The 21,990-nt window shown below is 43.0% G+C and carries 18 protein-coding genes; 14 read left to right on the top strand and 4 right to left on the bottom strand.

Going from position 1 to position 21,990, the window contains the following annotated elements:
- The coding region (locus AACZ11_RS09240) for a TIR domain-containing protein (RefSeq protein WP_290627478.1) at positions 1 to 529 on the bottom strand (529 nt) is incomplete at its 3' end.
- Between the two features lie 1,035 nt (positions 530 to 1,564).
- Here AACZ11_RS09240 and AACZ11_RS09245 point away from each other — a divergent pair.
- From AACZ11_RS09245 to AACZ11_RS09290, 10 genes are all read left to right on the top strand, one after another.
- The gene (locus tag AACZ11_RS09245) at positions 1,565 to 2,041 is read left to right on the top strand and encodes an SRPBCC family protein (RefSeq protein WP_290627474.1); all 477 of its coding nucleotides are present in this window, start codon (positions 1,565 to 1,567) and stop codon (positions 2,039 to 2,041) included.
- A gap of 193 nt (positions 2,042 to 2,234) precedes the next feature.
- Positions 2,235 to 3,548: a hypothetical protein gene (locus tag AACZ11_RS09250; RefSeq protein ID WP_290627473.1), complete on the top strand. Its 1,314-nt coding sequence runs from the start codon at positions 2,235 to 2,237 to the stop codon at positions 3,546 to 3,548.
- A gap of 3 nt (positions 3,549 to 3,551) precedes the next feature.
- Positions 3,552 to 4,256 carry a hypothetical protein gene (locus AACZ11_RS09255; protein ID WP_339832241.1) on the top strand — a complete coding sequence of 235 codons (705 nt, stop codon included), beginning with the start codon at positions 3,552 to 3,554 and terminating at the stop codon, positions 4,254 to 4,256.
- A 50-nt stretch (positions 4,257 to 4,306) separates the two neighbouring features.
- The gene (locus AACZ11_RS09260; RefSeq protein WP_290627469.1) at positions 4,307 to 5,536 is read left to right on the top strand and encodes a S41 family peptidase; all 1,230 of its coding nucleotides are present in this window, start codon (positions 4,307 to 4,309) and stop codon (positions 5,534 to 5,536) included.
- A gap of 133 nt (positions 5,537 to 5,669) precedes the next feature.
- A complete protein-coding gene (locus tag AACZ11_RS09265) occupies positions 5,670 to 7,166 on the top strand; it encodes a hypothetical protein (protein WP_290627468.1) in 1,497 nt (498 codons plus the stop codon).
- A gap of 139 nt (positions 7,167 to 7,305) precedes the next feature.
- Positions 7,306 to 8,412 (top strand): T9SS type A sorting domain-containing protein, encoded by a 1,107-nt coding sequence (locus AACZ11_RS09270; protein WP_290627467.1) that lies wholly within the window; start codon positions 7,306 to 7,308, stop codon positions 8,410 to 8,412.
- A gap of 103 nt (positions 8,413 to 8,515) precedes the next feature.
- Positions 8,516 to 9,070: a DUF4256 domain-containing protein gene (locus tag AACZ11_RS09275; protein ID WP_290627465.1), complete on the top strand. Its 555-nt coding sequence runs from the start codon at positions 8,516 to 8,518 to the stop codon at positions 9,068 to 9,070.
- Between the two features lie 80 nt (positions 9,071 to 9,150).
- Positions 9,151 to 9,576 carry an SRPBCC family protein gene (locus AACZ11_RS09280; RefSeq protein WP_290627463.1) on the top strand — a complete coding sequence of 142 codons (426 nt, stop codon included), beginning with the start codon at positions 9,151 to 9,153 and terminating at the stop codon, positions 9,574 to 9,576.
- An 11-nt stretch (positions 9,577 to 9,587) separates the two neighbouring features.
- A complete protein-coding gene (locus tag AACZ11_RS09285) occupies positions 9,588 to 10,040 on the top strand; it encodes an SRPBCC domain-containing protein (protein WP_290627461.1) in 453 nt (150 codons plus the stop codon).
- A 75-nt stretch (positions 10,041 to 10,115) separates the two neighbouring features.
- On the top strand, positions 10,116 to 11,291 hold the full coding sequence (locus AACZ11_RS09290) for a T9SS type A sorting domain-containing protein (RefSeq protein WP_290627459.1): 1,176 nt from the start codon (positions 10,116 to 10,118) through the stop codon (positions 11,289 to 11,291).
- Positions 11,292 to 11,792: 501 nt separating this feature from the next.
- Here the strand turns inward: AACZ11_RS09290 and dnaK are convergent.
- The gene (dnaK, locus tag AACZ11_RS09295) at positions 11,793 to 13,703 is read right to left on the bottom strand and encodes a molecular chaperone DnaK (protein ID WP_290627457.1); all 1,911 of its coding nucleotides are present in this window, start codon (positions 13,701 to 13,703) and stop codon (positions 11,793 to 11,795) included.
- Positions 13,704 to 14,007: 304 nt separating this feature from the next.
- Here dnaK and dnaE point away from each other — a divergent pair, with 304 nt between their 5' ends.
- Positions 14,008 to 17,019 carry a DNA polymerase III subunit alpha gene (gene dnaE / locus AACZ11_RS09300; protein ID WP_290627455.1) on the top strand — a complete coding sequence of 1,004 codons (3,012 nt, stop codon included), beginning with the start codon at positions 14,008 to 14,010 and terminating at the stop codon, positions 17,017 to 17,019.
- Positions 17,020 to 17,061: 42 nt separating this feature from the next.
- Positions 17,062 to 18,282 carry a DNA polymerase IV gene (gene dinB / locus AACZ11_RS09305; RefSeq protein ID WP_290627453.1) on the top strand — a complete coding sequence of 407 codons (1,221 nt, stop codon included), beginning with the start codon at positions 17,062 to 17,064 and terminating at the stop codon, positions 18,280 to 18,282.
- A 12-nt stretch (positions 18,283 to 18,294) separates the two neighbouring features.
- Here dinB and AACZ11_RS09310 read toward each other — a convergent pair whose 3' ends face one another.
- The gene (locus AACZ11_RS09310) at positions 18,295 to 19,071 is read right to left on the bottom strand and encodes an SOS response-associated peptidase (RefSeq protein WP_290627451.1); all 777 of its coding nucleotides are present in this window, start codon (positions 19,069 to 19,071) and stop codon (positions 18,295 to 18,297) included.
- Between the two features lie 107 nt (positions 19,072 to 19,178).
- Here AACZ11_RS09310 and AACZ11_RS09315 point away from each other — a divergent pair, with 107 nt between their 5' ends.
- On the top strand, positions 19,179 to 20,603 hold the full coding sequence (locus tag AACZ11_RS09315; protein WP_290627449.1) for an L-serine ammonia-lyase: 1,425 nt from the start codon (positions 19,179 to 19,181) through the stop codon (positions 20,601 to 20,603).
- Here the strand turns inward: AACZ11_RS09315 and AACZ11_RS09320 are convergent.
- Positions 20,600 to 21,016 (bottom strand): nuclear transport factor 2 family protein, encoded by a 417-nt coding sequence (locus tag AACZ11_RS09320; protein WP_290627447.1) that lies wholly within the window; start codon positions 21,014 to 21,016, stop codon positions 20,600 to 20,602. The genes AACZ11_RS09315 and AACZ11_RS09320 overlap by 4 nt on opposite strands.
- 110 nt (positions 21,017 to 21,126) lie before the next feature.
- Here AACZ11_RS09320 and panB point away from each other — a divergent pair, with 110 nt between their 5' ends.
- Entirely contained in the window at positions 21,127 to 21,945 is an 819-nt protein-coding gene (panB, locus tag AACZ11_RS09325) for a 3-methyl-2-oxobutanoate hydroxymethyltransferase (protein ID WP_339832248.1), read from the top strand.
- Positions 21,946 to 21,990: the final 45 nt, after the last annotated feature.

Consider the following 21,990-nt stretch of genomic DNA (forward strand, 5'->3'; position numbering starts at 1 on the left):
CCCCTGCCATATCCTTGGGTGCCTTGCCATGTAGGTGAGCAGCCAGTTTCAAAACTTCTTTTCTAAACAAGGGGTTGTTTAATGAAATATCTTCTTGAGATTTTGCCGCTCGTAAATCAATATAAAATGGATCCTCTTTTAATCTGTTGGTCAGTATTTCGGGTAACGAAGTCTGATTGGGTTGGTTAATGGATTCGTCTTGAACAGACCATGTAATCTCTCCTTCGGTCAGCACAATAAGAATATGGTCCAAAGGTTTGAGTTCTAACCAATACTCAATTTCTTTGATGACCCATTTAGAATTGGCCGATTCTGGAGACGCCATATAAACTAAATACTCCGAATTATCCAATGCCGTTTGAATATTGGTCCATAAATGAGGTGAGGCTGACAAACTGGATTCATCCCTAAAGATGTTAAGATTTCGAAGTTTGTACCAAGGTTTGGCAATCTTTTCTAGGGCGATTTGTAATGCTGGAGCAAGTTTTCCATCAGCTGCGTGTGAATAAGAAATAAAAGCATTAAACATTGAACAGGTATTGATGTATTTATAAGTACTACTAAATATAGTCAATTATAAAACAGGAAAATGTGTTTTGATCTCGTGAACTATCTCTCTCTTTCGTTTAGGTTGCTATTCAAAAAAAGAAATAGTAATCACTTTCTTGAAATTTTTGCCAATGGTTCTACATAACGCTTCACTGCGCGGTTTCATGGTACGAATTTTCAGTTACACGTTTGTTGGTTTTGTAGGAAAGGCTATTCGATTAACCAACGGGCCACAATGAGCATTACACGTGTAAAGGTGATGAGGTAGTAAATACTAACCAGAAATTTTTCTTACTTTTAAACTTTAACGATTCGTGGAAAACTTTGCGCTTGGTAACCGTCGCGCTTTCTTTTCCAGCGGATTTTTCGCCGTAAACGGCTCATCCGATCGCAAAGCGCTCGGTTAAAATCCGCACGAACCCATACACAAAACCGTTGGCAATAATTTTTGATGAAAAGAATTAATATTTGGTTCTATATCTTTTTGATTGTGACTATAAGTTCAATTATACTTTTAGTGACAGGATCTCCCTTATTGACCTTACCTTTGGATGAATTCCATACGATTCCCTTGGGAACTTTTATAACATGGCTCGGAATGATTTCATTACCTCTTACAATTTTTATAGGATGTCGAGAATTCAGGAATCCAACAACTAAACTGAATAGAATTTTGAGTGGTTTTTTAAAAATAATAATCGTACTGGGAATTCTATGGGTTCCCATTTCGTATTTACTTGCCGGAAACCTATCTTTTAATTTTTCGGAGAAAGATACTTTTCAAGGTGGACAAACTGCTATGATTTGGTTCTGGCGATTGAGTTATGGAATAGGAATAGGATCTATATCGATTTTGATTATATATTTGATTTCATTGATCTTTAAAAAGAATAAAACTGGTGCCAACAAAGAACTGAGGTAACAACCAACACTCCCTAATTGAATTTTAATTACTTTTATCTAAGGCACCACGACACGACATTCAAGAGCGGTACCATACAGAGTAATAGATATTATGCCGAAAATTACACTCCGGACTGAAATTAAAGCTACCAAAGAAATCGTTTTCGACCTTTCTCGCAGCGTTGACTTTCATACCTTGTCTACGGCGCACACGAACGAAACGGCAATAGCAGGTAAGACAACCGGACTCATCGGATTAAACGAAAGTGTTACTTGGCGCGCTAAACATTTAGGCATCTATCAAAACCTGACTTCCAAAATTACAGCATACGATCGGCCAAACTACTTTGTGGATGAAATGCAAAAAGGAGCCTTTAAAGAATTTCGGCACGAGCATCATTTTGAAACTGTGAAGGGCGGCACATTGATGACTGATTTTTTTGAATACACATCGCCTTTTGGAATGGTAGGAAAAATCGTTGACCGATTATTTCTTACAAAATACATTACCAAGTTACTAGAAAAGAGAAATGACAGCATTAAAGCCTTTGCAGAATCTGACAAATGGAAAGAAATATTGCATGAATAAAAGTATGCATGGCACAAATGCATAACGCTTTTTGTCTATAAATGTCTGTTTTTAGTATTCTCCATTCACAAAAAATACTATCTTTAAACTCCTCCCCGACTTCCAGCTGTTCCTCAATGGCAGGTGTCGGGTTTTTTATATGCTGTAGGTTCAAATAAATTATGCGAAGGAAACAAAAATTCACAATTATAGGATGAAACAAACTTTTATGCTGCTGGTTACAGTACTGCTACTTTCACAGTGCAAGCCCCAAATAAACGTGAACCGAAACGTCATTACAGCCGATATTACAAACTTTTGGGAAGCGTATGACAAGATTGTTTCTACCCAAGATTCCACCTTGCAGTTCCAATTCCTCGATAGCCTTTATCTTCAGAAAGCAACCGCAGGACTCAAGGGTATTATCCAGGCAAGAAACTATACCCCTCAAGAATATGTATATGCGATCAATAATTATCCGAAATTCTGGACCTCTATTAGGGAGAACACCTTGCTAGCAGACAAAGTAAGTTCGGACCTAGAGAACGGTATAGAAAAATTAAGAGGGGTCTACCCTCAATTAAAACCGGCAAAGATCTACTTTACAATAGGCGCTTTTAGAACGGGAGGAACCACCATTGATAGTCTGGTCCTTATAGGCGCTGAAATTTCACTGGCAGACAGTGCCACAGAAACCCGCGAGTTTCCAGATAATCTTTCGCACCTGCGATCGCATTTTGCAACAAATCCCAAAGAACATCTGGTGTTTCTAAACGTCCATGAATATGTGCATACCCAACAGAATCCGCGGGTATTTAATATCTTGTCATTAGTCCTTTATGAAGGGGTTGCCGAATTCGTGGCCGCCAAGGCCCTTGAGATTAACTCCCCAAACCCCCAAATCGCCTATGGTATGGCTAATGCTAAAAGGATGAGGGAGGTTTTCGAAACGGAAATGTTCTATCATAATAACCTATATAAATGGCTGGATGGAAATGCGCCAAACGAATTTGGCATGAGAGACTTGGGATATGCTGTGGGATATCAAATATGTGAACGCTACTACGAACAAGCTGAAGACAAAAAAGCTGCCATTCGAAAAATGATCGAATTGGATTATACCAATGAAGCAGAAATTGAAGCATTCGTAAGAAAATCCGGTTATTTTTCACAACCATTGGACACCTTATATCAAACCTTTGAAAACAGACGTCCTGTCGTGACAGGCATTATGCAATTCGAAAACCATAGCAGCCATGTGAGTCCGAATATTACCGAAATTACCATAACCTTCTCACAACCCTTGAACGGACATAATACCGGTGTAGATTTCGGAGAGCTGGGACAAGACGCTTTCCCGAAAGGGACTATAAACGGTAGACGATGGGGAGATGACAACAGTTCTTGGACAATTCCCGTTGTTTTGGAACCTAATAAAGAATATCAATTGTATATTACAAACAACTTTAGAACTGAAGAAAGCATTCCTTTAAAACCCTATCTAATAGCATTTAGAACCGGGAACTAATTAATGAATGATTATGGGTCATATACCGAAAGAATCTATCGATACATGAATGAGTTCAAATTAACAGGCGGTGCAAGAGTTGGAAACGCAAATGCTACGTTCCCTTTTGCTACCCTGAAAGTGAGTAAAGACAGAATGGAAATAAACGCTTCCATCATCAGTCATCTCACTTTTAAACCTTCCGACGTTATTTCGATCGAGCCTTATACAATGGTTCCAATAATCGGACAAGGTATAAAGATCAACCATAAGGTCTCAACATATCAGGATCATGTGATCTTTTGGACTTTTAAAGATCCAAATTCGGTCTTTCTTCAAATTCAAGAAACCGGATTTTTAAGCAATGAGAATTCTTCCATTGAGCAAATTGACAGAATGATTAAAGATAAACAAGCTCAAGGCGGAAATCCGATAAAAAAAAGTTTCGCTGTTGGAGCCGTAATTAGTTGGAACATCCTTTTTCTAATGGACATTCTGCGTTTCTTTTATGAAGATAGAGAAGGTTTCCCAATAGGCAACGGAGCATTAACAGCGATTGGTCTTTTATTCTTAACCGCATTATTGAGTCTTGTTTCAACAGACTTTAGACGATTTATCTTAAAAGAAGGACGAGGATTGAATGATATAAAAAAGATTGCGATATTCATAATGATCATAAGTGGATTCATGCTTTTGAATTTCAGACTTCTGACAAGGATATTTGAATAAGCGAACATAACTAACACAGCTTCATAAAAACTGCTTACAAGAATCTACACATGAAAAAAACAATTTTACTAGTATTACTTTCAATAACCATCACCAACGCCCAGAATGAACCCTGTCAATGTGCAGAGGATTTTAGCTTCTTGGATGATAAAGTTCGCAAAACACCTGCTTATAAGGTCAATAAAGATAGCTATGAAGCAGGATATACCAGCCTCGTGGAGGAAGCAAGAAACACTACAACAAGCTACGACTGCCATGTGCTGCTCAACACGCTTCTATTGGGCTTAAATGACAATCATAGTAAGGTCTACAGTATAGATCCAGGCGCTACCGAAGAGGTCCGAACAAATAACGATGCGTATGCCACATTCAAGAACTCAAAACTTTTTAACGCCTTCCCCAGACCAAACATCAATCTGGACAGTTTAAGAACTGCCTTACAGTCGACGCCCATTGAAGCTGTAGAAGGGGTGTACAAAAAAGAAGGCTATGTGACCCTCGGGGTGTATAAGCACAATAGCGATACCAAATATACGGCTGTGGTCTTAAATTCTGAAACAGAACTGTGGGAACCGGGTACGGTGATGTATACGCTTATTCCCTTTGGAAATGAATATTTGCTAAGTGTTGGTGGTGACCTTGCTTCAAAAAGACTGATCGCTTACACCGAAAGGATCGAACAGGGTGTTTTCTACTTTATGGGTTTCAGAAAAGACGCGATCAATGCGAACTTTGCTTCCGAAGTACCTTATACGAATACCTATCATCGCGAAGAACTTTCAGAAAACATAACGTATCTTATGATCGGAAGTTTCAATGCTTGGTACCCCACCTTGTCCGATGCCGAAACATTCTATGCGTCCTTAGACGGAACCTTAACCAAGGAACATCTCATTGTCGACTTACGAAACAACGGAGGTGGTGGCGACCGTAATTCGGATATCCTCTATAAGATCCTAAAAGGCTATGCAAAACAAAATAAGATCTATGTCTTGACCAATCACCGTACCATAAGCAATGCCGAGCAGTTTGCGTATAAATTAAGTAAATTCGATGCTACAACCCTTGTGGGCCAAAGGACCAACGGCACGGCGGCCTACGAATTGAAAGGAGATAATTATACCCTACCTTGTGGTCATTTTGTGGCAGTACTCACGTCTAAGAAACATTCAGCCTACCTCCCTATCGAATCTCAGGGCGTCAAACCCGAAATTGTTTTGGCACCGGACCGTGATTGGATCACGCAACTTACTACCTTCATTGAAAACAATTCAAAATAAATGGCTGCGCTAAAACATTCAGCAACTATGTACCGGCGAATCCTACGTCCGTTCAACTGTAGAAGAACAGATGAATATAGATAAACCTAATAATCACGTAATAATCAAATAACCTTCAACACCCTAACACCGTATGAAAAAAATACTACTCCTTTGTTTCCTCGCGCTTTCCGGCGTGATCATTGCCCAATCCACAACGAACCTCAACGTAAGCGAAAGCGCCGAATACAAGGACGAGGTCAAGTCTACAGAGGTCTTGACCATACATACTACATCTTCGGGGAAGACCGCCATCGTTCGAAATGCAAAGCGGGACCTCTTGTTCGATATTTTTGATGCAAACCTCATTAAAACAGTTTCCAAAGTGGTGGAAAGCGATAAAGATGAAACCTATGTAGGCGACCTGTTCTACAAAGATCAATTAAAACTTTTTACCGTCTATGCACCGGAGAAGGACGAACGCATCATCTACTGTCATACCCTCGATATTGCCACGGGGACGCACACCAAAACCACCCTTTTCACTACCACCGTCGAGAAGAAACAAAGTCTGTTTGGTTCCCGAAAGAACCACAAAACGGGTTTCGCACTCTCTCCAAACGGCAAGTATATTGCAGTGGCAACCGACGATATTCGTAAGAACAAGAATTCATATACCATTCGGGTTTTTGATGCCGCTTCGGAAGCTCTGCAATACGAACGTTCGTATCAGGAAGACGAAAAGCATGAGTTCATACACAACGATCTGTTCATCGATGACAATGCCGCTGTATACTCCTTAGGGAAACTGTTTCGCAACGGCCGATCGAATAAGAACAGCAAAGGTGACGCCAACTATGTTTTTGTGCTGAACAAGATCACAAAGGACAAAGCCGATGAGCTCATTGTAAAACTGGATGACGAACATATACAGTCCCTTACCATTTCACAAACCAACGACAAACTGCACTTGTTGGGCTTTTATTCAGAGCGGAATGCAAGTCGGGTGAAAGGTGGCTGCGACTTTGTGATCGACACCAATAGCTTTTCAGTAACGACCAAAAAAACGCATCCGCTCCCAAAGCAGGTATATGAGGATCTTTACGGCTATCGCACTGCCGAACGTAAGAACGACAAGAAAAAAGAACTGAAGAACTTCGAGGTTGATTATGTTCTTACCGACAGTCAGGGAGGCACTTATCTTATTGCTGAAGAATTCTATGAGACCACAACATATGTTCGCACGGGAACCACGGGAGGCTATTACCAAACCGTTTATCATTATGATGATATCTTGGTCTTAAAGTTTGCCGCTAACGGTGATCTTGCTTGGGGCCGAAGTGTTTTTAAGCGAGACACCTCCCCTTCCTACAATGCCTTTTTGAAGGATGATCAGCTGCACATCATTCTAAACTCCGGAAAGAATCTTACCGAAAAGGACGACGGTCGTACCAAAGTATCGCGGGGATGGTTTGAATCTTCTTCCTTATACGATTTTGAATATACGGTAGACGGACAAGTAGCCTATAACAAGATTCAAGATAACAGAGGCAATGAATACTATCTGCCGTTTTATGGAACCTACGCGGCCGACACCTTTATCATGATGAATGACGGAAGGAAGAAAAAGACCTTTATGACCTTGAAGTAGGAGCAGTAGCCACGCTGTGGTGCTAAATGTGGGATATGTACCGCTCACAGAATAGCGAAAAGTTATATATTTATCAGGAATAGCAAGTGCGTCATGCATAAAATGCTGTTCCTAACCTAATAGTTTACAACTCGTACGTATGAAGAAAATTTATATTTTACTGCTGTTGGTCATCACTTCAGTGCTCAGTTCGAACCAACTGTTTGCACAATGTGATGGCGTTACGGTCGAGAGCCTTACCAATCCCGGACCCTTCGAGGTAGCTACCCTTACCGAAGCCGATGGTATTCGTAACGGACCCGCTTATAACGGTGCCACCGTCTATTATCCAACGAACGCTACACCGCCTTTTGCTAGTATTGCGATCGTCCCAGGATTCACGGCTGCTCCCTCAAGTGTGGCAGAATGGGGTCCTTTTTATGCGTCCCACGGTATAGTGGCGATAATTATAGGTACAAATTCTCCTTTCGATTTTCCCGAAGCACGGGCGCTGGCACTTTTGGATGCCCTAGAAACCATTAGACAAGAAAATGTAAGAACCGCATCTCCTTTGGAAGGTGCCCTTAACTTAGACCAACTGGCGGTAAGTGGTTGGTCGATGGGTGGCGGCGGAGCGCAAAGAGCTGCCGTGCTTGACAATTCTATTGCTGGTGTGGTTGCTTTGTGTCCTTACCTTACCAGCCCCCAATTGAATCATGGAAGTCCGGTGCTTATTTTTAGCGGTGAAGCCGATACGGTAGCGCCTCCGGCCCAACACGCCGATATCCATTACAATGTTACACCAAATACAACCGATAAGTTATTGTTTGAAGTGGCAAACGGAAATCACTCCGTTGCTAATTCGCCCAACGGCGGGAATGGCGCCGTGGGTAAAATTGCACTCTCATGGCTCAAATTGTATGTAGAAGATAATGACTGCTATTGTCCTTTATTGACAGACGATCTTTTAGTGAACCCACCTGCTGCCTCTAAAGTGGAACAGGATTTTAATTGCGAACTCTTAGGAGCTCCAATAAACGAATTGATCACTGAAATTTATCCCAATCCAACGGATTCCAAGATCTACATAGCCGCAACAGCACAGCCGCTGCGTAAAGTTGAACTGTATTCCCCCCTCGGAGAGAATTTGGTCACGCTTGAAGGTAACGTAACTTCGATGGACCTGTCCAAATACGCTTCAGGAATATATGTGATGAAGCTATTCACTGAAACGGGTATCCAGACAAAGAAGGTCGTTAAAAGATAGCCTTAGGATAGACCTCGGGCAGTAAAACCTGCAATAGAAACGCTCTGCCTAGGTACGGGCAATGTAGAAAAGCGATTAAAAACAATGAGTGGAATGTCATGATATGAGTGAACTAACACAAGTACAAACCGAAACACTTCTCAAGACGCTTAAAGAACGTTTCAGCAAACATCCGGAACGCCATCCAGGATTGGACTGGAACAAGCTACAATCAAAACTGAAGGTACAACCCAATAAATTGTGGTCGCTGTACGAAATGGAACGCACGGGAGGTGAACCCGATGTGGTGAAGTATGCTTCGGAAACAGACACCTATACGTTTTTCGATTGCGCAAAGGAGAGTCCCAAAGATCGAAGAAGCCTCTGCTACGATCAAAAAGCACTGGAATCCCGAAAGAAATTCAAACCCGAAGGGAACGCCATGAATACAGCAGAAGCCATGGGGATTCAATTGCTCGATGAGGAACAATACAGGCATTTGCAGTCGCTGGGTGAATTTGACACCAAGACCTCCAGTTGGATTAAGACGCCGGACACCGTCCGGAAGCTTGGAGGCGCACTTTTTGGAGATTATCGCTTCGGAAGGGTATTCTTCTACCATAACGGAGCAGAATCTTACTATGCAGCACGCGGATTTAGAGGGTGGCTGCAAGTGTAACTTTGTGGATGGCTCAATCTCTTTTTTTTATACTTTTATGCTGAAAAAACGGATTCTAAATCTTTTTGAAGGAGCTATCTATGAAAGAATCAGATCGCATCAAAGTATCGGTCATGGTGGAGGCGCCACTGGATTTCGTATGGACCTGCTGGGTGACGCCTAAGCACATTACACAATGGAACCATGCATCACCCGATTGGCATACGCCAGGCGCTACCAACGACCTCAAAGAAGACGGTCGCTTCAGCTATCGTATGGAAGCCAAGGACGGCAGTGTGGGTTTTGATTTTGAAGGAACCTATACCGAGATCAAAGAAAAAGAACGTATCGCCTTTACACTGGACGACGGCAGAGGAGTGCGCGTATTGTTTATTCCGAAGGAAGACGGAGTCTTGGTGGAAGAAACCTTCGATCCCGAAGAAGAGAATTCAAAAGAATTGCAACGAAGCGGCTGGCAGGCGATTTTGAATTCATTTAAAACCTATGTTGAAAGCAAAAACAAGTAGATCTTAGTCCTATGGAAACACTTCATTTTGATATTCATATTCAGGCACCTGTCGCAACGGTATACCAAACGATGCTAAGCGATGCCGGATTCCGTCATTGGACGGCAGCCTTCAACCCTACTTCGCATTTTAAAGGAACCTGGGAAGCGGGTTCGAAAATGCTGTTTTTGGGCGAAGATGAGGAACAAGGAGTTGGTGGTATGGTAAGCCGTATTCGAGAAGTGCGCCCCAAAGAGTTTATTAGTATTGAGCATCTGGGAATCGTTCAGGACGGAAAGGAGATCACTACAGGACCTGAAATTGAACAATGGGCCGGCGCACGAGAGGAATATACTTTTGTTTCTGAAGGCCCCCATACAACGCTTCTTAAGGTGACAATGGATGCGAATGCGGAATGGAAAAGCTATTTTGAAACTACTTGGCCAAAAGCTTTAGAAAGGCTTAAGGATCGATGTGAATCGTAAGTACGGTTTTCAGTTACATATCTATTCATTAAAAATTTTGTATCTTGTTGATTACTAATCAATTAATCTCAAGATATGAAATGGAGCAACATCGTGAAATGGGGAATGCTACTAGGGATTTGCGTTACTACAACGGCTCAGGTAGATTACACCCTTGATGAATTATTGGATCGAATGAAAGTGAATCACATGGGTAGTGTGATGGATGTTTATACTGTCGAGGAATTACAATTTATTAGAAATCAGGCTGCTTTAAATAGTGAGACACCTGTTACCGAAAGTCTTTTGCGGAGGCGTTTGGGAGCAACTCAGGCAGTAACGCCTGTTTCAGTAGTTTCTATTGATCCTGAAGATCTCGCATTACCGGAAAACTTTGGCCCTTCTTCCCTTACCGAGTTCGAAGGGGCTGGTATAGTCCGAGGGACTCCCCCTAACAGCGCTGTCATCATCGATAATCTTAATCAAGTGTATATAAGAGGAGTCGAAAATAATAACTATACACTTCAAGGTAGTGTTTCGAACCTTCCCCCAAATGAAATTATCACTGGAATAGAACTTTTAGGAGCTCCCAACGGTCAGCTATATGCCATTTCAACGAATGGCGTGGACAGCAGTCATTTGTTAGAACTTAATACCACAACCTGGGAGGCCCAGATGATTGGCGGAAATAATGGACTTATTGTTCCTGTTGCACTGGGGAGTGACGGTGTTAATACGCTCATCACTATAGACATTGATGATGATATCGTGTATGGTATTGATGTAGCTACCGGTATTACCAGCGCAATAGGCCCTATTGGCTATGATGCTAATTTCGGACAAGGACTTACATTCGATTATGCTACCGATCAATTACTGAATACGGCGTATAATGGGGCTCTTGGAGATTCAGAGCTCAGAGTGATCAATACAAATACAGGGCTGTCAACTTCTTTAGGAATTATTCGACCGGGCACAACCACACAATATGGATGGGCCGGTTCGTACGATAAAGATATTCTTGGTATTGCTAATGCTACAGAACAACGACTACAGTTTTATCCGAATCCTGTCAAAGATCGCCTCTTATTTGTAAATGAAGTTCCGATAGAATTCATGGAGGTGATCACTCAAGCAGGACAATCTATTTTAAGAATAGAACCGGGTACTCTAAATGGCGAAATTGATACTAGCGGATGGTCTACCGGATTGTATTTTATTAATAGCCACGTCGATGGTACAGTATTTCATGACAAGATCATAAAAGAATAACATTCCTTAAGAACAAACTTTTAAATAGCATATGATAAGGCCCGCGATGTCAAAAACACATAGCTTAATATAAAGAAAAGACTACAACCTAAGAAGGTTCATACGTTCCTTGTTAACTATTCATGCATTTAGCGTTGGCGACCGGCACTGTATGCTTTCGCTAATTCCATTCCTCATGACGTTCAAAATCTTTATCGTTCATACGAGCCAGGTAAGATTTTGCATCACTGTAATAGGCTGATATGTGTTAAAATAGTAGGAAAAGACTTATAAAATGTGCTTTCTAAAAAGTTATTACTTCGGCTTTAATGCGGCTTTACTTCGGCTTTACTTCGGCTGTACTTCGGGTATACCCCGGTGTAACTCAAAGAATTGCTTTACGGAGCAATGGTGTTGATCTAGATAGGAACCAAAAAAAATGCCCCGCATTTGCAGGGCATTTTTTTCTCTATTTCTCGTCGTGATGCTTCCGCTTCTCAGCAGAATGCATTCATTGACGTCTTATTTCACTTCTTCGAAGTCTACGTCTTCCACATCGGCGTTCTCACTGCCGTTCTGGCCGGACGTGTCACCTTGTGGCTCTCCTGTTGGAGCACCCTGCTGAGCTTCGGCTTGTGCCTTGTACATCTCTTCGGAAGCTGTTTTCCATGCTTCGTTGATCTTATCCAACGCAGGCTGAATGTTTGCCACTTCTTTGGTCTCGTACGCTTTCTTCAACTCTTCCAAAGCATCTTCGATAGGCTTCTTCTTGTCATCAGACAATTTATCGCCAAACTCTTTCAGTTGCTTTTCAGTCTGGAAGATCATCGCGTCGGCTTCATTGATCTTGTCCACTTTCTCCTTAGCAGCCTTATCACTTTCGGCATTCGCTTCGGCTTCAGCTTTCATCTTCTTGATCTCTTCTTCGGTCAAACCGCTGGAAGCTTCAATTCTAATGTCTTGCGTCTTATTCGTGGCCTTATCGGTAGCGCTTACTTTAATGATACCGTTGGCATCAATATCGAAAGTTACCTCGATCTGTGGTACACCGCGCTGTGCCGGCGGGATCCCGTCTAAGTGGAAGCGACCAATGGTTTTATTATCGGCTGCCATAGGACGTTCTCCTTGCAGTACATGGATCTCTACACTAGGCTGATTGTCGGCCGCTGTAGAGAATATCTGTGATTTCTTGGTAGGAATGGTCGTATTTGCCTCGATCAACTTAGTCATCACACCACCCATGGTTTCAATACCTAAAGACAATGGCGTCACGTCCAATAACAAGACATCTTTCACATCTCCTGTCAAGACACCGCCCTGGATCGCAGCACCAACGGCCACTACCTCATCGGGATTCACTCCTTTGCTGGGTGCCTTTCCGAAGAACTTCTCTACCGCTTCCTGTACAGCAGGAATACGTGTAGATCCACCAACAAGAATGATCTCATCAATATCGCTCTTAGACAGTCCGGCTGCTTTCAACGCCGACTCACAAGGTTTGATGGTTCTTTTAACCAGATCGTCGATCAATTGCTCGAACTTAGAACGGGTTAAGGTCTTCACCAAGTGCTTTGGTCCGCTGGCCGTAGCTGTTACGTAAGGCAGGTTAATCTCAGTCTGCGAAGAGGAAGACAATTCGATCTTGGCCTTTTCGGCAGCTTCCTTCAAGCGTTGTAACGCCATCGGGTCTTTGCGAAGGTCCATATCTTCTTCCTTCTGAAATTCGTCTGCCAGCCAGTTGATGATCTTTTGGTCAACATCATCACCCCCTAAATGGGTATCACCATCTGTAGACAATACTTCAAACACACCGTCTCCCAACTCTAGGATGGATACATCATGTGTACCCCCACCAAAGTCAAAAACAACGATCTTCTGGTCTTGTCCTTTTTTATCCAGTCCGTACGCCAACGCCGCCGCTGTAGGTTCGTTGATAATACGACGCACTTTCAATCCGGCGATCTCACCGGCTTCTTTGGTTGCTTGACGCTGACTGTCGTTAAAATACGCAGGAACGGTGATTACCGCTTCAGTTACGTCCTGCCCCAGGTAATCTTCGGCCGTTTTCTTCATCTTTTGAAGAATCATGGCACTCAATTCCTGTGGTGTATAGAGACGCCCGTCGATGTCCACGCGAGGCGTATCATTATCTCCTTTTTTCACATCGAATGCAGCGCGTTCGGCTTCCGCTTTCGATTCAGAAAACTTATTCCCCATAAATCGTTTGATGGAAGAAATGGTCTTCTTAGGGTTGGTCACCGCTTGTCGTTTTGCGGGATCCCCTACTTTAATTTCACCACCTTCTACAAAAGCAATTACAGAAGGTGTGGTTCTTTTTCCTTCGGCATTCGGAATTACAGTTGGCTCGCTACCCTCCATTACGGCGACACACGAGTTGGTAGTTCCTAAGTCGATTCCAATTATTTTACTCATAGTGTTATAATTATATATTTTACTAGTTCAATTTATTTAGTACGCAGTGTTTATGACAAGGATTATGCCAGCGGAAAGACTCTGACAGGGTGTCAGTTATTTTGTTTTAGGGGAAGCCCCGCTTTGCTGGGTCGGGCCTGTCTGACGGCAAAGGCAGGCTTTTGCCACTACATGCCTGCCTGCCGGCATAGGCAAGGTAGTCGTGCTCAATCCCTCTTGCAAAAGTAATGAACATGTAAAATTGTTTACAACTTCATTTTGCTTGATTGGAATATTTCCATATTTTTGGAATATATCCAAAATTATGATTGTTAATGTCCATTCCTACTACAGTCTCCGTTATGGGACTTTGAAACCCAAGGACTTGCTCGAACGAGCACAGCAACTTGGGATTGGCTGTTTTGCATTAACGGACATCAATACCACCTCAGCGTGTTTAGACATTGTACGTTTAGCACCCGAGCACGGTATACGTCCTGTAGTAGGTGTTGATTTCAGGAAGGGCGCACAACAACAATTTATTCTTTTAGCTCAGAATAATGAAGGTTTTCGTGAGATCAATACGTTTCTGTCTCATTGTTTGCTACCGGAAAACGAAATTCCGCAGCAGGCTCCTGTGCTTCCACATACTTTTACCATCTATCCCTTTGAGACTTTCCCATATAGGGAGCTTACTACAAATGAATTTGTAGGAGTACGGGAATCAGATCTCAATCGGTTAAAATTCTCACCTTGGCGACACCAACTGCATAGGCTGGTGCTGTTACATACCGCCTCCTTCAAAGACAAAAAGGACTTTAATACACATCGGTTGCTTCGGGCCATAGACAACAATACCTTGCTTAGTAAATTAGCCGTTTCCGAACAGGGAAGAGAAACAGATCTCCTAGCTGACGAAGCTTCCATCGTGAAACCGTTTCATGAGTTTCCCGAACTCATCACAAATACCAAGAGATTACTGGGTCGTTGTCACATCGATTTTGAAATGAGCAAACGAGCGCCTCAAAATCAAAATGCATATACGGGGAATGAAATACTTGACTTTAAACTGCTAAAAAAACTTACCTATGCAGGCATCCCGTATCGCTATGAGACCCCAGGCAATAAGATCTTAGACCGCATCGAAAAAGAATTGTATATCATCAAGGAAAAAAGATTTGTCTCTTATTTTCTCATCAATTGGAAAATCCTTAAGTACGCCCGCAGCAAACAGTATTTTTACGTAGGCCGTGGAAGCGGAGCGAATAGCGTGGTAGCGTATTTACTTCGCATCACCGATGTAGACCCCATAGAACTCGACCTCTATTTTGAACGATTCATTAATTTGTATCGCACAAACCCTCCCGACTTCGATATCGATTTTTCATGGAAGGACCGTGACGACATCACTGCCTTTATCTTTAACAGGTTCAAAAATACAGCCCTTCTTACGGTTTACAATACCTTTAAATACAAAGCTTCGATACGGGAATTGGGAAAAGTATTTGGACTTCCAACAGCGGAGATTGAACTTCTTTCCAAAGGAGAATACAGGTTTGAAGAATTAGACAAATTATCACGATTGGTGGTTACCTACAGCCAATACATCCAAGGATTCCCTAATTACCTGGGCATCCACGCCGGTGGTATTCTTATCTCCGAAAAGCCCATACATTATTATACTGCCACTTTTATGCCCCCCAAAGGGTTTCCCACGACACAGTTCGATATGGTAGTAGCAGAAGACATAGGTTTGTATAAATTCGATATTTTAAGTCAGCGTGGGTTAGGAAAAATAAAAGATGGTGTAAGAATCGTAGCGTACAACCGCCCTACCCTGCCCCCTATCGACATTCACGATATCAAACGATTTAAACAGGATGAACGTATCAAAGACTTGTTGCGAAACGCCAAAGCGATTGGTTGCTTTTATGTAGAATCACCGGCCATGCGTATGTTGCTTCGAAAGTTGAAGGTAGACAACTATCTGGGACTTGTAGCCGCGAGCTCGGTCATTCGGCCCGGCGTAGCAAAATCGGGAATGATGCGCGAATATATCCTTCGTTATCGCTATCCGGAAAAACGAAAAGAAGCACATCCTGTCATGCTGGATATCATGCCCGAAACCTATGGAGTAATGGTCTACCAGGAAGATGTAATAAAAGTAGCTCACTACTTTGGAGGACTCACCCTTAGTGAAGCAGATATGTTACGCAGGGGAATGTCAGGAAAATTTCGTTCGCGAGAAGAATTTTTAAAGGTCAAACAACAGTTTTTCGACAACTGTCATCTTTCGGGAAAATCTGAAACCCTTGCTGCCGAAGTATGGCGACAGATAGAAAGTTTTGCCGGATATGCCTTTGCAAAAGGGCATTCGGCTTCATATGCCGTAGAAAGCTACCAAAGTCTTTTTCTTAAAGCATACTATCCCTTGGAATATATGGTCGCTACATTGAACAATGGAGGAGGGTTCTATTCTGCGGAACTCTATGTCCATGAAGCCCGCATGCATGGAGGAACTATTGTAGCTCCCTGTATCAATCACAGTGCATCCGAAACTATCATTCAAGGAACAACGATCTTCCTTGGCTTTAGTTTCTTACATGCACTGGAAACTAATATCATCAAAAAAATACTTACAGAGCGTCAGCAAAGAGGGCGCTATGAAAGCTTGGACGATTTTATAGATCGCGTGGTCATTTCCATAGAACAGATAAACATCCTTATAAAGATAAATGCTTTCCGTTTCACTCATAGAAACAAACGTGAACTCTTATGGGAAGCTCATATGAAAATTAACAAAGTGACCCTTGACAACACCGAATTAACGCTTTTTAAAACTAAAAAAATGAACTTTCAAACGCCACACCTACCCAATACACGCATGGAAGATGCCTTTGACGAAATGGAACTCCTTGGCTTCCCGCTGTGCAATCCTTTCGATTTGCTCTTGGCTCCGGCAAGAAGCAGTATGCGGGTAAAAAAGCTCTCTGCTTTTATAGGGAAGAACGTAACCATTGAAGGCTATCTGGTCGCTACAAAACGCACAACCACTTCTCAAGGGAAACAGATGTATTTTGGCACCTTTCTGGACCGCGATGGGGATTTTATAGATACGGTACATTTTCCTCCCGTGGCAGCAACTTATCGCTTTCGAGGAAAAGGCATCTATGGTATCACCGGAAACATCATAGAGGAATTCGATTGTATCTCCATAGAAGTTACCAAAATGGTGCGCTACCCTATTATTCAAGATCCCAGGTATAGCGATGTTCAGTCGCGGCCAAGTTCTGCAAAGAATTTTAACAGGCGTATTCGCCCCGCACAAAAAGTATAAGAAGTCCGTAGAAAAAATGTAAGGCTTATTTCTTTAAGAACAATGAACAGTCAAGATCGTCATATCGTTCACATGGACTTGGATACTTTTTTTGTGTCTTGTGAACGCTTGTTGGATAACCGGTTAAACGGTAAACCAGTACTCATTGGAGGTACCAGCGATAGAGGCGTAGTAGCGTCCTGCAGCTATGAGGCGAGAGCCTTTGGTATCCATTCGGCCATGCCGATGCGATTGGCACGACAACTCTGTCCGGAGGCGGTAATTGTTCGTGGCAACTCGGGTATTTACAGTAAATTTTCAAACATGGTAACCGATGTGATTAAAGAAAGTGTGCCTCTATACGAGAAAACATCGGTAGACGAATTTTATATCGATCTCACCGGTATGGATAAATTCTTTGGTTGTCATCAATTGGCTTCAGAAGTACGAACCCGTATTATTAAAGAGACCGGATTACCTATTTCGTTCGGACTTTCTTCTAATAAAACAGTTTCAAAGATCGCTACCGGTGAAGCAAAACCTAACAATCAAATACAAATTCTCAGAGGTACGGAAAAACCATTCCTCTCCCCCCTTTCTGTACGTAAAATCCCCATGGTGGGCGAAGTAACCTATCGTTCTCTCTGCGATCTAGGGATAAAACAAATAAAAACTGTACAGGAAATGCCTCTGGAAATGATGGCACGTGTCTTCGGGAAAAATGGGGAAACCATTTGGAAGAAAGCAAATGGGATCGACAATTCTCCTGTAGTACAGTATACCGAACGAAAGTCCATCTCGACCGAACGTACCTTCGATAAAGACACTACCGATATACGGAAACTCGAGGGCATCATTACCGCTATGGCTGAGAACCTCGTGTATCAGTTACGGCGCGCAAACAAACTAACAGCTTGCATAACTTTTAAGATTCGATACTCCGATTTCCAGACCTACACGCAGCAAAAACACATTCCATATAGTGCTGCCGACCATAAGATCCTTCCCGTTGTCATGGAGTTGTATAAAAACTTATATCAAAGAAGGATGTTAGTTCGGTTAGTGGGTGTACGGTTTAGTCACTTGGTGGCCGGAGGACAACAGATCGACCTGTTTGATGATAATGAAAAGATTATCAATTTGTATCAAGCCATGGACAAGATGCGGGAACGTTATGGAGATCGTGCAGTGATCAAAGCTTCCGGAATGGGTGCGAAAAGCATTAGTAGATGGAACCCTTTTACGGGAGAACCACCTCCGCTGTTGGCCAACAGAAGGCAGTAGAAATCCAAGGGTTTAGAAATCAAACTGCGATTTGAGCTCTGGGTATATTATTTCATCTGCGATGCCTTCTACGTTCCCTGCATACTCCTTTCCTCGTAGTCTTGCCACAGGGTGTGCTTTTAACTTACCTTCGGGGTAATCTCGTATGAGGTTTTCAATGCGCTCTTTATCCAATTCATCCTGGATAGGTTGCAACCATTCATCTTCCTCTTCCTCCAATAGAATAACAGGCATCCTAGACCCTTTCAATTTAGGGTTATTGTGAATTCTACTAAGCAATGAATTTCCTGAAGTTGTAACGATTGAAAAAGACAATGTTACACCGCCGGAATCAGGATCGGTCCATTCACTCCACAATCCTGCCAAAGGCAGAGGCTTCCCACCGTTCTGATAGATAAAGAACGGATACGTATGACCGCTGTAGTGATGATGTTCATAGAAACCGTCTACAAAGATGACACAGCGATTGGAGGCTGCAGCTGCACGAAAAGAAGGTTTTTCAAAAATTGTTTCACCACGCGCATTCAAGGTATTGTTCCATAATTTTTTTGATTGCTCTATATCCTTTACCCAATGTGGAATCAATCCCCACGTGGCCACTTCGGGAAAATCGGGTGAACGATCCGTATAGATCAATACTTCCGGGTGACTGAAACCCGAGGCATGATGGATAGGCAGATCGGTTAAAGGCAGTAATCGCTCCATGATCTCATCTATTGCCTGTAGATCGTTACGGCGTCTAGCTCTGTTTAACTGTGCTTCTAAGCTCGCTTTAATATCATAACACATTCTTCACATACTTTAATCGGAAGATACAATATAAAGGTAATTTTTTATAAGCCCCCGATTCGTATTCTTGTAAAATAGAAACTTATATTTGTTCTATAAATCATCCCATGGAAAGCATTAGTGTTTTTGACATGTTAAAAATAGGGGTTGGCCCTTCCAGTTCTCACACTCTTGGCCCCTGGCGGGCTGCAGGAAGATGGATCGACGCTCTAAAGGCGAAGGGCTATTTCGAACAGGTTGCATCTGTCTCAGTAGATCTCTATGGCTCCTTATCCCTTACCGGAAAAGGGCATGCTACCGATACCGCAGTGATGTTAGGGCTATCAGGGGCAGACCCAATCACTTTCCCTATCGAGCGCATTGAAGATGAAATAAGTAAGATCGCTTCAGAAAATAAAATAATCCTCAATGGTGAGCGGGAGATTCCTTTTATTCCGAAGGAACACATTACATTTAACAGAAAATTCTTGGAGTTCCATCCCAATGGTATGACCTTTCGGGCCACTTTAAGCAGCGGTAAGAAAGTTTCTGAAACCTACTTTTCTATTGGGGGTGGATTTGTCGTGCAAAAGGAGCGGAAACGCGCCAAAAAGAAATTGGAAAAATTTGCACAATTCCCGCATCAGGTGGAAACAGCTGCGGATCTCCTTGTGCATTGCAGAGCACACGGAAAATCTATATCGGAGATCGTCCTCGAAAATGAATTGTCGCTTCGAACTGAGGCAGAGATCAATAAGGGTCTAAAAGCCATTTGGGAGGTAATGCTGGATTCTATGTATGTAGGTTGCCACACCCAAGGAAAGCTTCCCGGCGGACTCAACGTGCAACGCCGAGCATTCGATATGCATAAAAATCTTATTGGTGATGCCACCTACACAAATCCGGAAGAATGGATCGAATCGATTCGTGGTACGGAAGTAAAGTTTCGACAAATATTGAAATGGGTATCCTGCTTTGCGTTGGCCGTGAATGAGGTGAACGCATCCCTTGGAAGAGTGGTTACAGCGCCTACCAACGGCAGTGCCGGCGTGATTCCGGCCGTTATGATGTACTATATGGTCATCGAGAACCATGATGCCAATTTTGAAGATGTCCGAAAATTCATGCTGGTGGCCGGCGTGATTGGCAGTCTCTTCAAAAAAGGAGCGACCATCTCGGCCGCCATGGGTGGGTGTCAAGCAGAGATTGGTGTTTCTTCTGCCATGGCGGCCGGAGCACTCACCGAACTTATGGGAGGTACGCCGGAACAAGTACAAATGGCCAGTGAGATCGCCATGGAACATCATCTGGGACTTACCTGTGATCCCATAGCCGGTTTGGTTCAAATTCCGTGTATAGAGCGAAATGCCATGGGCGCCATTAAAGCGATCAATGCATGTGAAATGGCTTTAGACGGTGATCCTACGCAGGCCAAAGTGCCCTTGGATAAGGTAATTGCCACCATGTGGGAAACCGCCAAAGACATGACCAGCAAATACAAAGAGACCAGTGAAGGCGGCTTAGCGGTACAAGTTAACTTAAGCGACTGTTAATACCCGCAATCGGTTTTTCTTCTCGAGTCTATTAAATGCAGTATTTTCCACCCCTCATTGGTTTTGGCGAGGGTAAAAGCATTGGCCCCACAGTGAATGAACTTCCCGTTGAGCCAAAATTCATAAGGCGTCCAAACATGAGCAAGGTTGCCGTCGATTTGCACCTTATAATCCAACAACCGCTCATCCCATTGCTGGGTTTCTGGTCTGTTAGCGATTGCCAATAACAGATCCGATGCTTTCCCGTTGCTTACTTTGTGATTTCCTTGGGCATCGGAGAAAGCAGTCTGCATCACCAGTTCCTCTGCCATGACCGAACGCATCTTCAAGGTATCTCCTTGGTGAAATCCTTCAAAGAAAACATCGATCACCTGTTTGGCATCGGCTTCAGAAAAAGTGGGTTGAGAAAACATAATAGAACTGACTAATGAACAAAAAAACAGGATCGCGAACTTCATAATCGATTGTATAAGGATTGATTCTCAAAATTAGTACTTTTACCGTTCAATTTGTTACAAAACGTATGTCAGTAGCCAAAAAAGAATACAAGCGGATCACGACCAAGACCCTTGTGGATATGAAAAAGAAGGGAGAAAAGATCTCCATGCTCACCGCCTACGATTTTACCATGGCCAAGATCGTGGACAGCGCCGGAATCGATGTGATCCTGGTTGGGGATTCGGCTTCCAACGTTATGGCGGGGCACGAGACCACACTTCCCATCACGCTTGATCAAATGATCTATCACGCAGCTTCGGTAGTACGTGCCATACAGCGTAGTCTGGTGGTTGTTGATCTGCCATTTGGGAGCTATCAAAGCGATCCTAAGGAGGCCCTCCGCTCTGCCATTCGAATTATGAAGGAAAGCGGTGCACATGCCGTAAAACTGGAAGGCGGAAAAGAGATAAAAGAATCTATTAAACGCATCTTGAACGCGGGGATTCCCGTTATGGGACATTTGGGTCTAACGCCTCAGTCTATCTACAAATTCGGTACGTACACCGTGCGGGCGAAAGAAGAGGAAGAGGCCGAAAAGTTAAAGGAGGATGCCCTATTGTTGGAGAAAGCCGGATGCTTTGCCGTAGTCTTAGAGAAGGTACCTGCAAAACTGGCCAAAGAAGTCGCCGAAAGCCTTACCATCCCCATCATTGGCATTGGTGCCGGAAATGGGGTAGACGGACAGGTTTTGGTTACACACGACATGATAGGGATGACACATGAGTTCCATCCCCGATTCCTTCGGAGGTATCTGGATCTGTATTCTGAAATGACAACGGCCTTTCAACGATACAGCACCGATGTGAAACGCGGTGATTTCCCAAATGATTCGGAGCAGTATTAATTTTTTACATGCTTCCGAAGCGTAAAACTGTACGGAATAATTCAT

The sequence above is a fragment of the uncultured Altibacter sp. genome (assembly GCF_963972995.1).
Classification (GTDB): domain Bacteria; phylum Bacteroidota; class Bacteroidia; order Flavobacteriales; family Flavobacteriaceae; genus Altibacter.

Coding starts and splice junctions, on each gene's coding strand:
- AACZ11_RS09280 (WP_290627463.1), top strand. CDS start 9,151: ATGAAAGAATCAGATCGCATCAAAGTATCGGTCATGGTGGAGGCGCCA.
- AACZ11_RS09315 (WP_290627449.1), top strand. CDS start 19,179: ATGGAAAGCATTAGTGTTTTTGACATGTTAAAAATAGGGGTTGGCCCT.
- dnaK (WP_290627457.1), bottom strand. CDS start 13,703: ATGAGTAAAATAATTGGAATCGACTTAGGAACTACCAACTCGTGTGTC.
- AACZ11_RS09255 (WP_339832241.1), top strand. CDS start 3,552: ATGAATGATTATGGGTCATATACCGAAAGAATCTATCGATACATGAAT.
- AACZ11_RS09270 (WP_290627467.1), top strand. CDS start 7,306: ATGAAGAAAATTTATATTTTACTGCTGTTGGTCATCACTTCAGTGCTC.
- AACZ11_RS09290 (WP_290627459.1), top strand. CDS start 10,116: ATGAAATGGAGCAACATCGTGAAATGGGGAATGCTACTAGGGATTTGC.
- AACZ11_RS09250 (WP_290627473.1), top strand. CDS start 2,235: ATGAAACAAACTTTTATGCTGCTGGTTACAGTACTGCTACTTTCACAG.
- AACZ11_RS09285 (WP_290627461.1), top strand. CDS start 9,588: ATGGAAACACTTCATTTTGATATTCATATTCAGGCACCTGTCGCAACG.
- AACZ11_RS09275 (WP_290627465.1), top strand. CDS start 8,516: ATGAGTGAACTAACACAAGTACAAACCGAAACACTTCTCAAGACGCTT.
- AACZ11_RS09310 (WP_290627451.1), bottom strand. CDS start 19,071: ATGTGTTATGATATTAAAGCGAGCTTAGAAGCACAGTTAAACAGAGCT.
- dnaE (WP_290627455.1), top strand. CDS start 14,008: ATGATTGTTAATGTCCATTCCTACTACAGTCTCCGTTATGGGACTTTG.
- AACZ11_RS09265 (WP_290627468.1), top strand. CDS start 5,670: ATGAAAAAAATACTACTCCTTTGTTTCCTCGCGCTTTCCGGCGTGATC.
- AACZ11_RS09320 (WP_290627447.1), bottom strand. CDS start 21,016: ATGTTTTCTCAACCCACTTTTTCTGAAGCCGATGCCAAACAGGTGATC.
- dinB (WP_290627453.1), top strand. CDS start 17,062: ATGAACAGTCAAGATCGTCATATCGTTCACATGGACTTGGATACTTTT.
- panB (WP_339832248.1), top strand. CDS start 21,127: ATGTCAGTAGCCAAAAAAGAATACAAGCGGATCACGACCAAGACCCTT.
- AACZ11_RS09260 (WP_290627469.1), top strand. CDS start 4,307: ATGAAAAAAACAATTTTACTAGTATTACTTTCAATAACCATCACCAAC.
- AACZ11_RS09245 (WP_290627474.1), top strand. CDS start 1,565: ATGCCGAAAATTACACTCCGGACTGAAATTAAAGCTACCAAAGAAATC.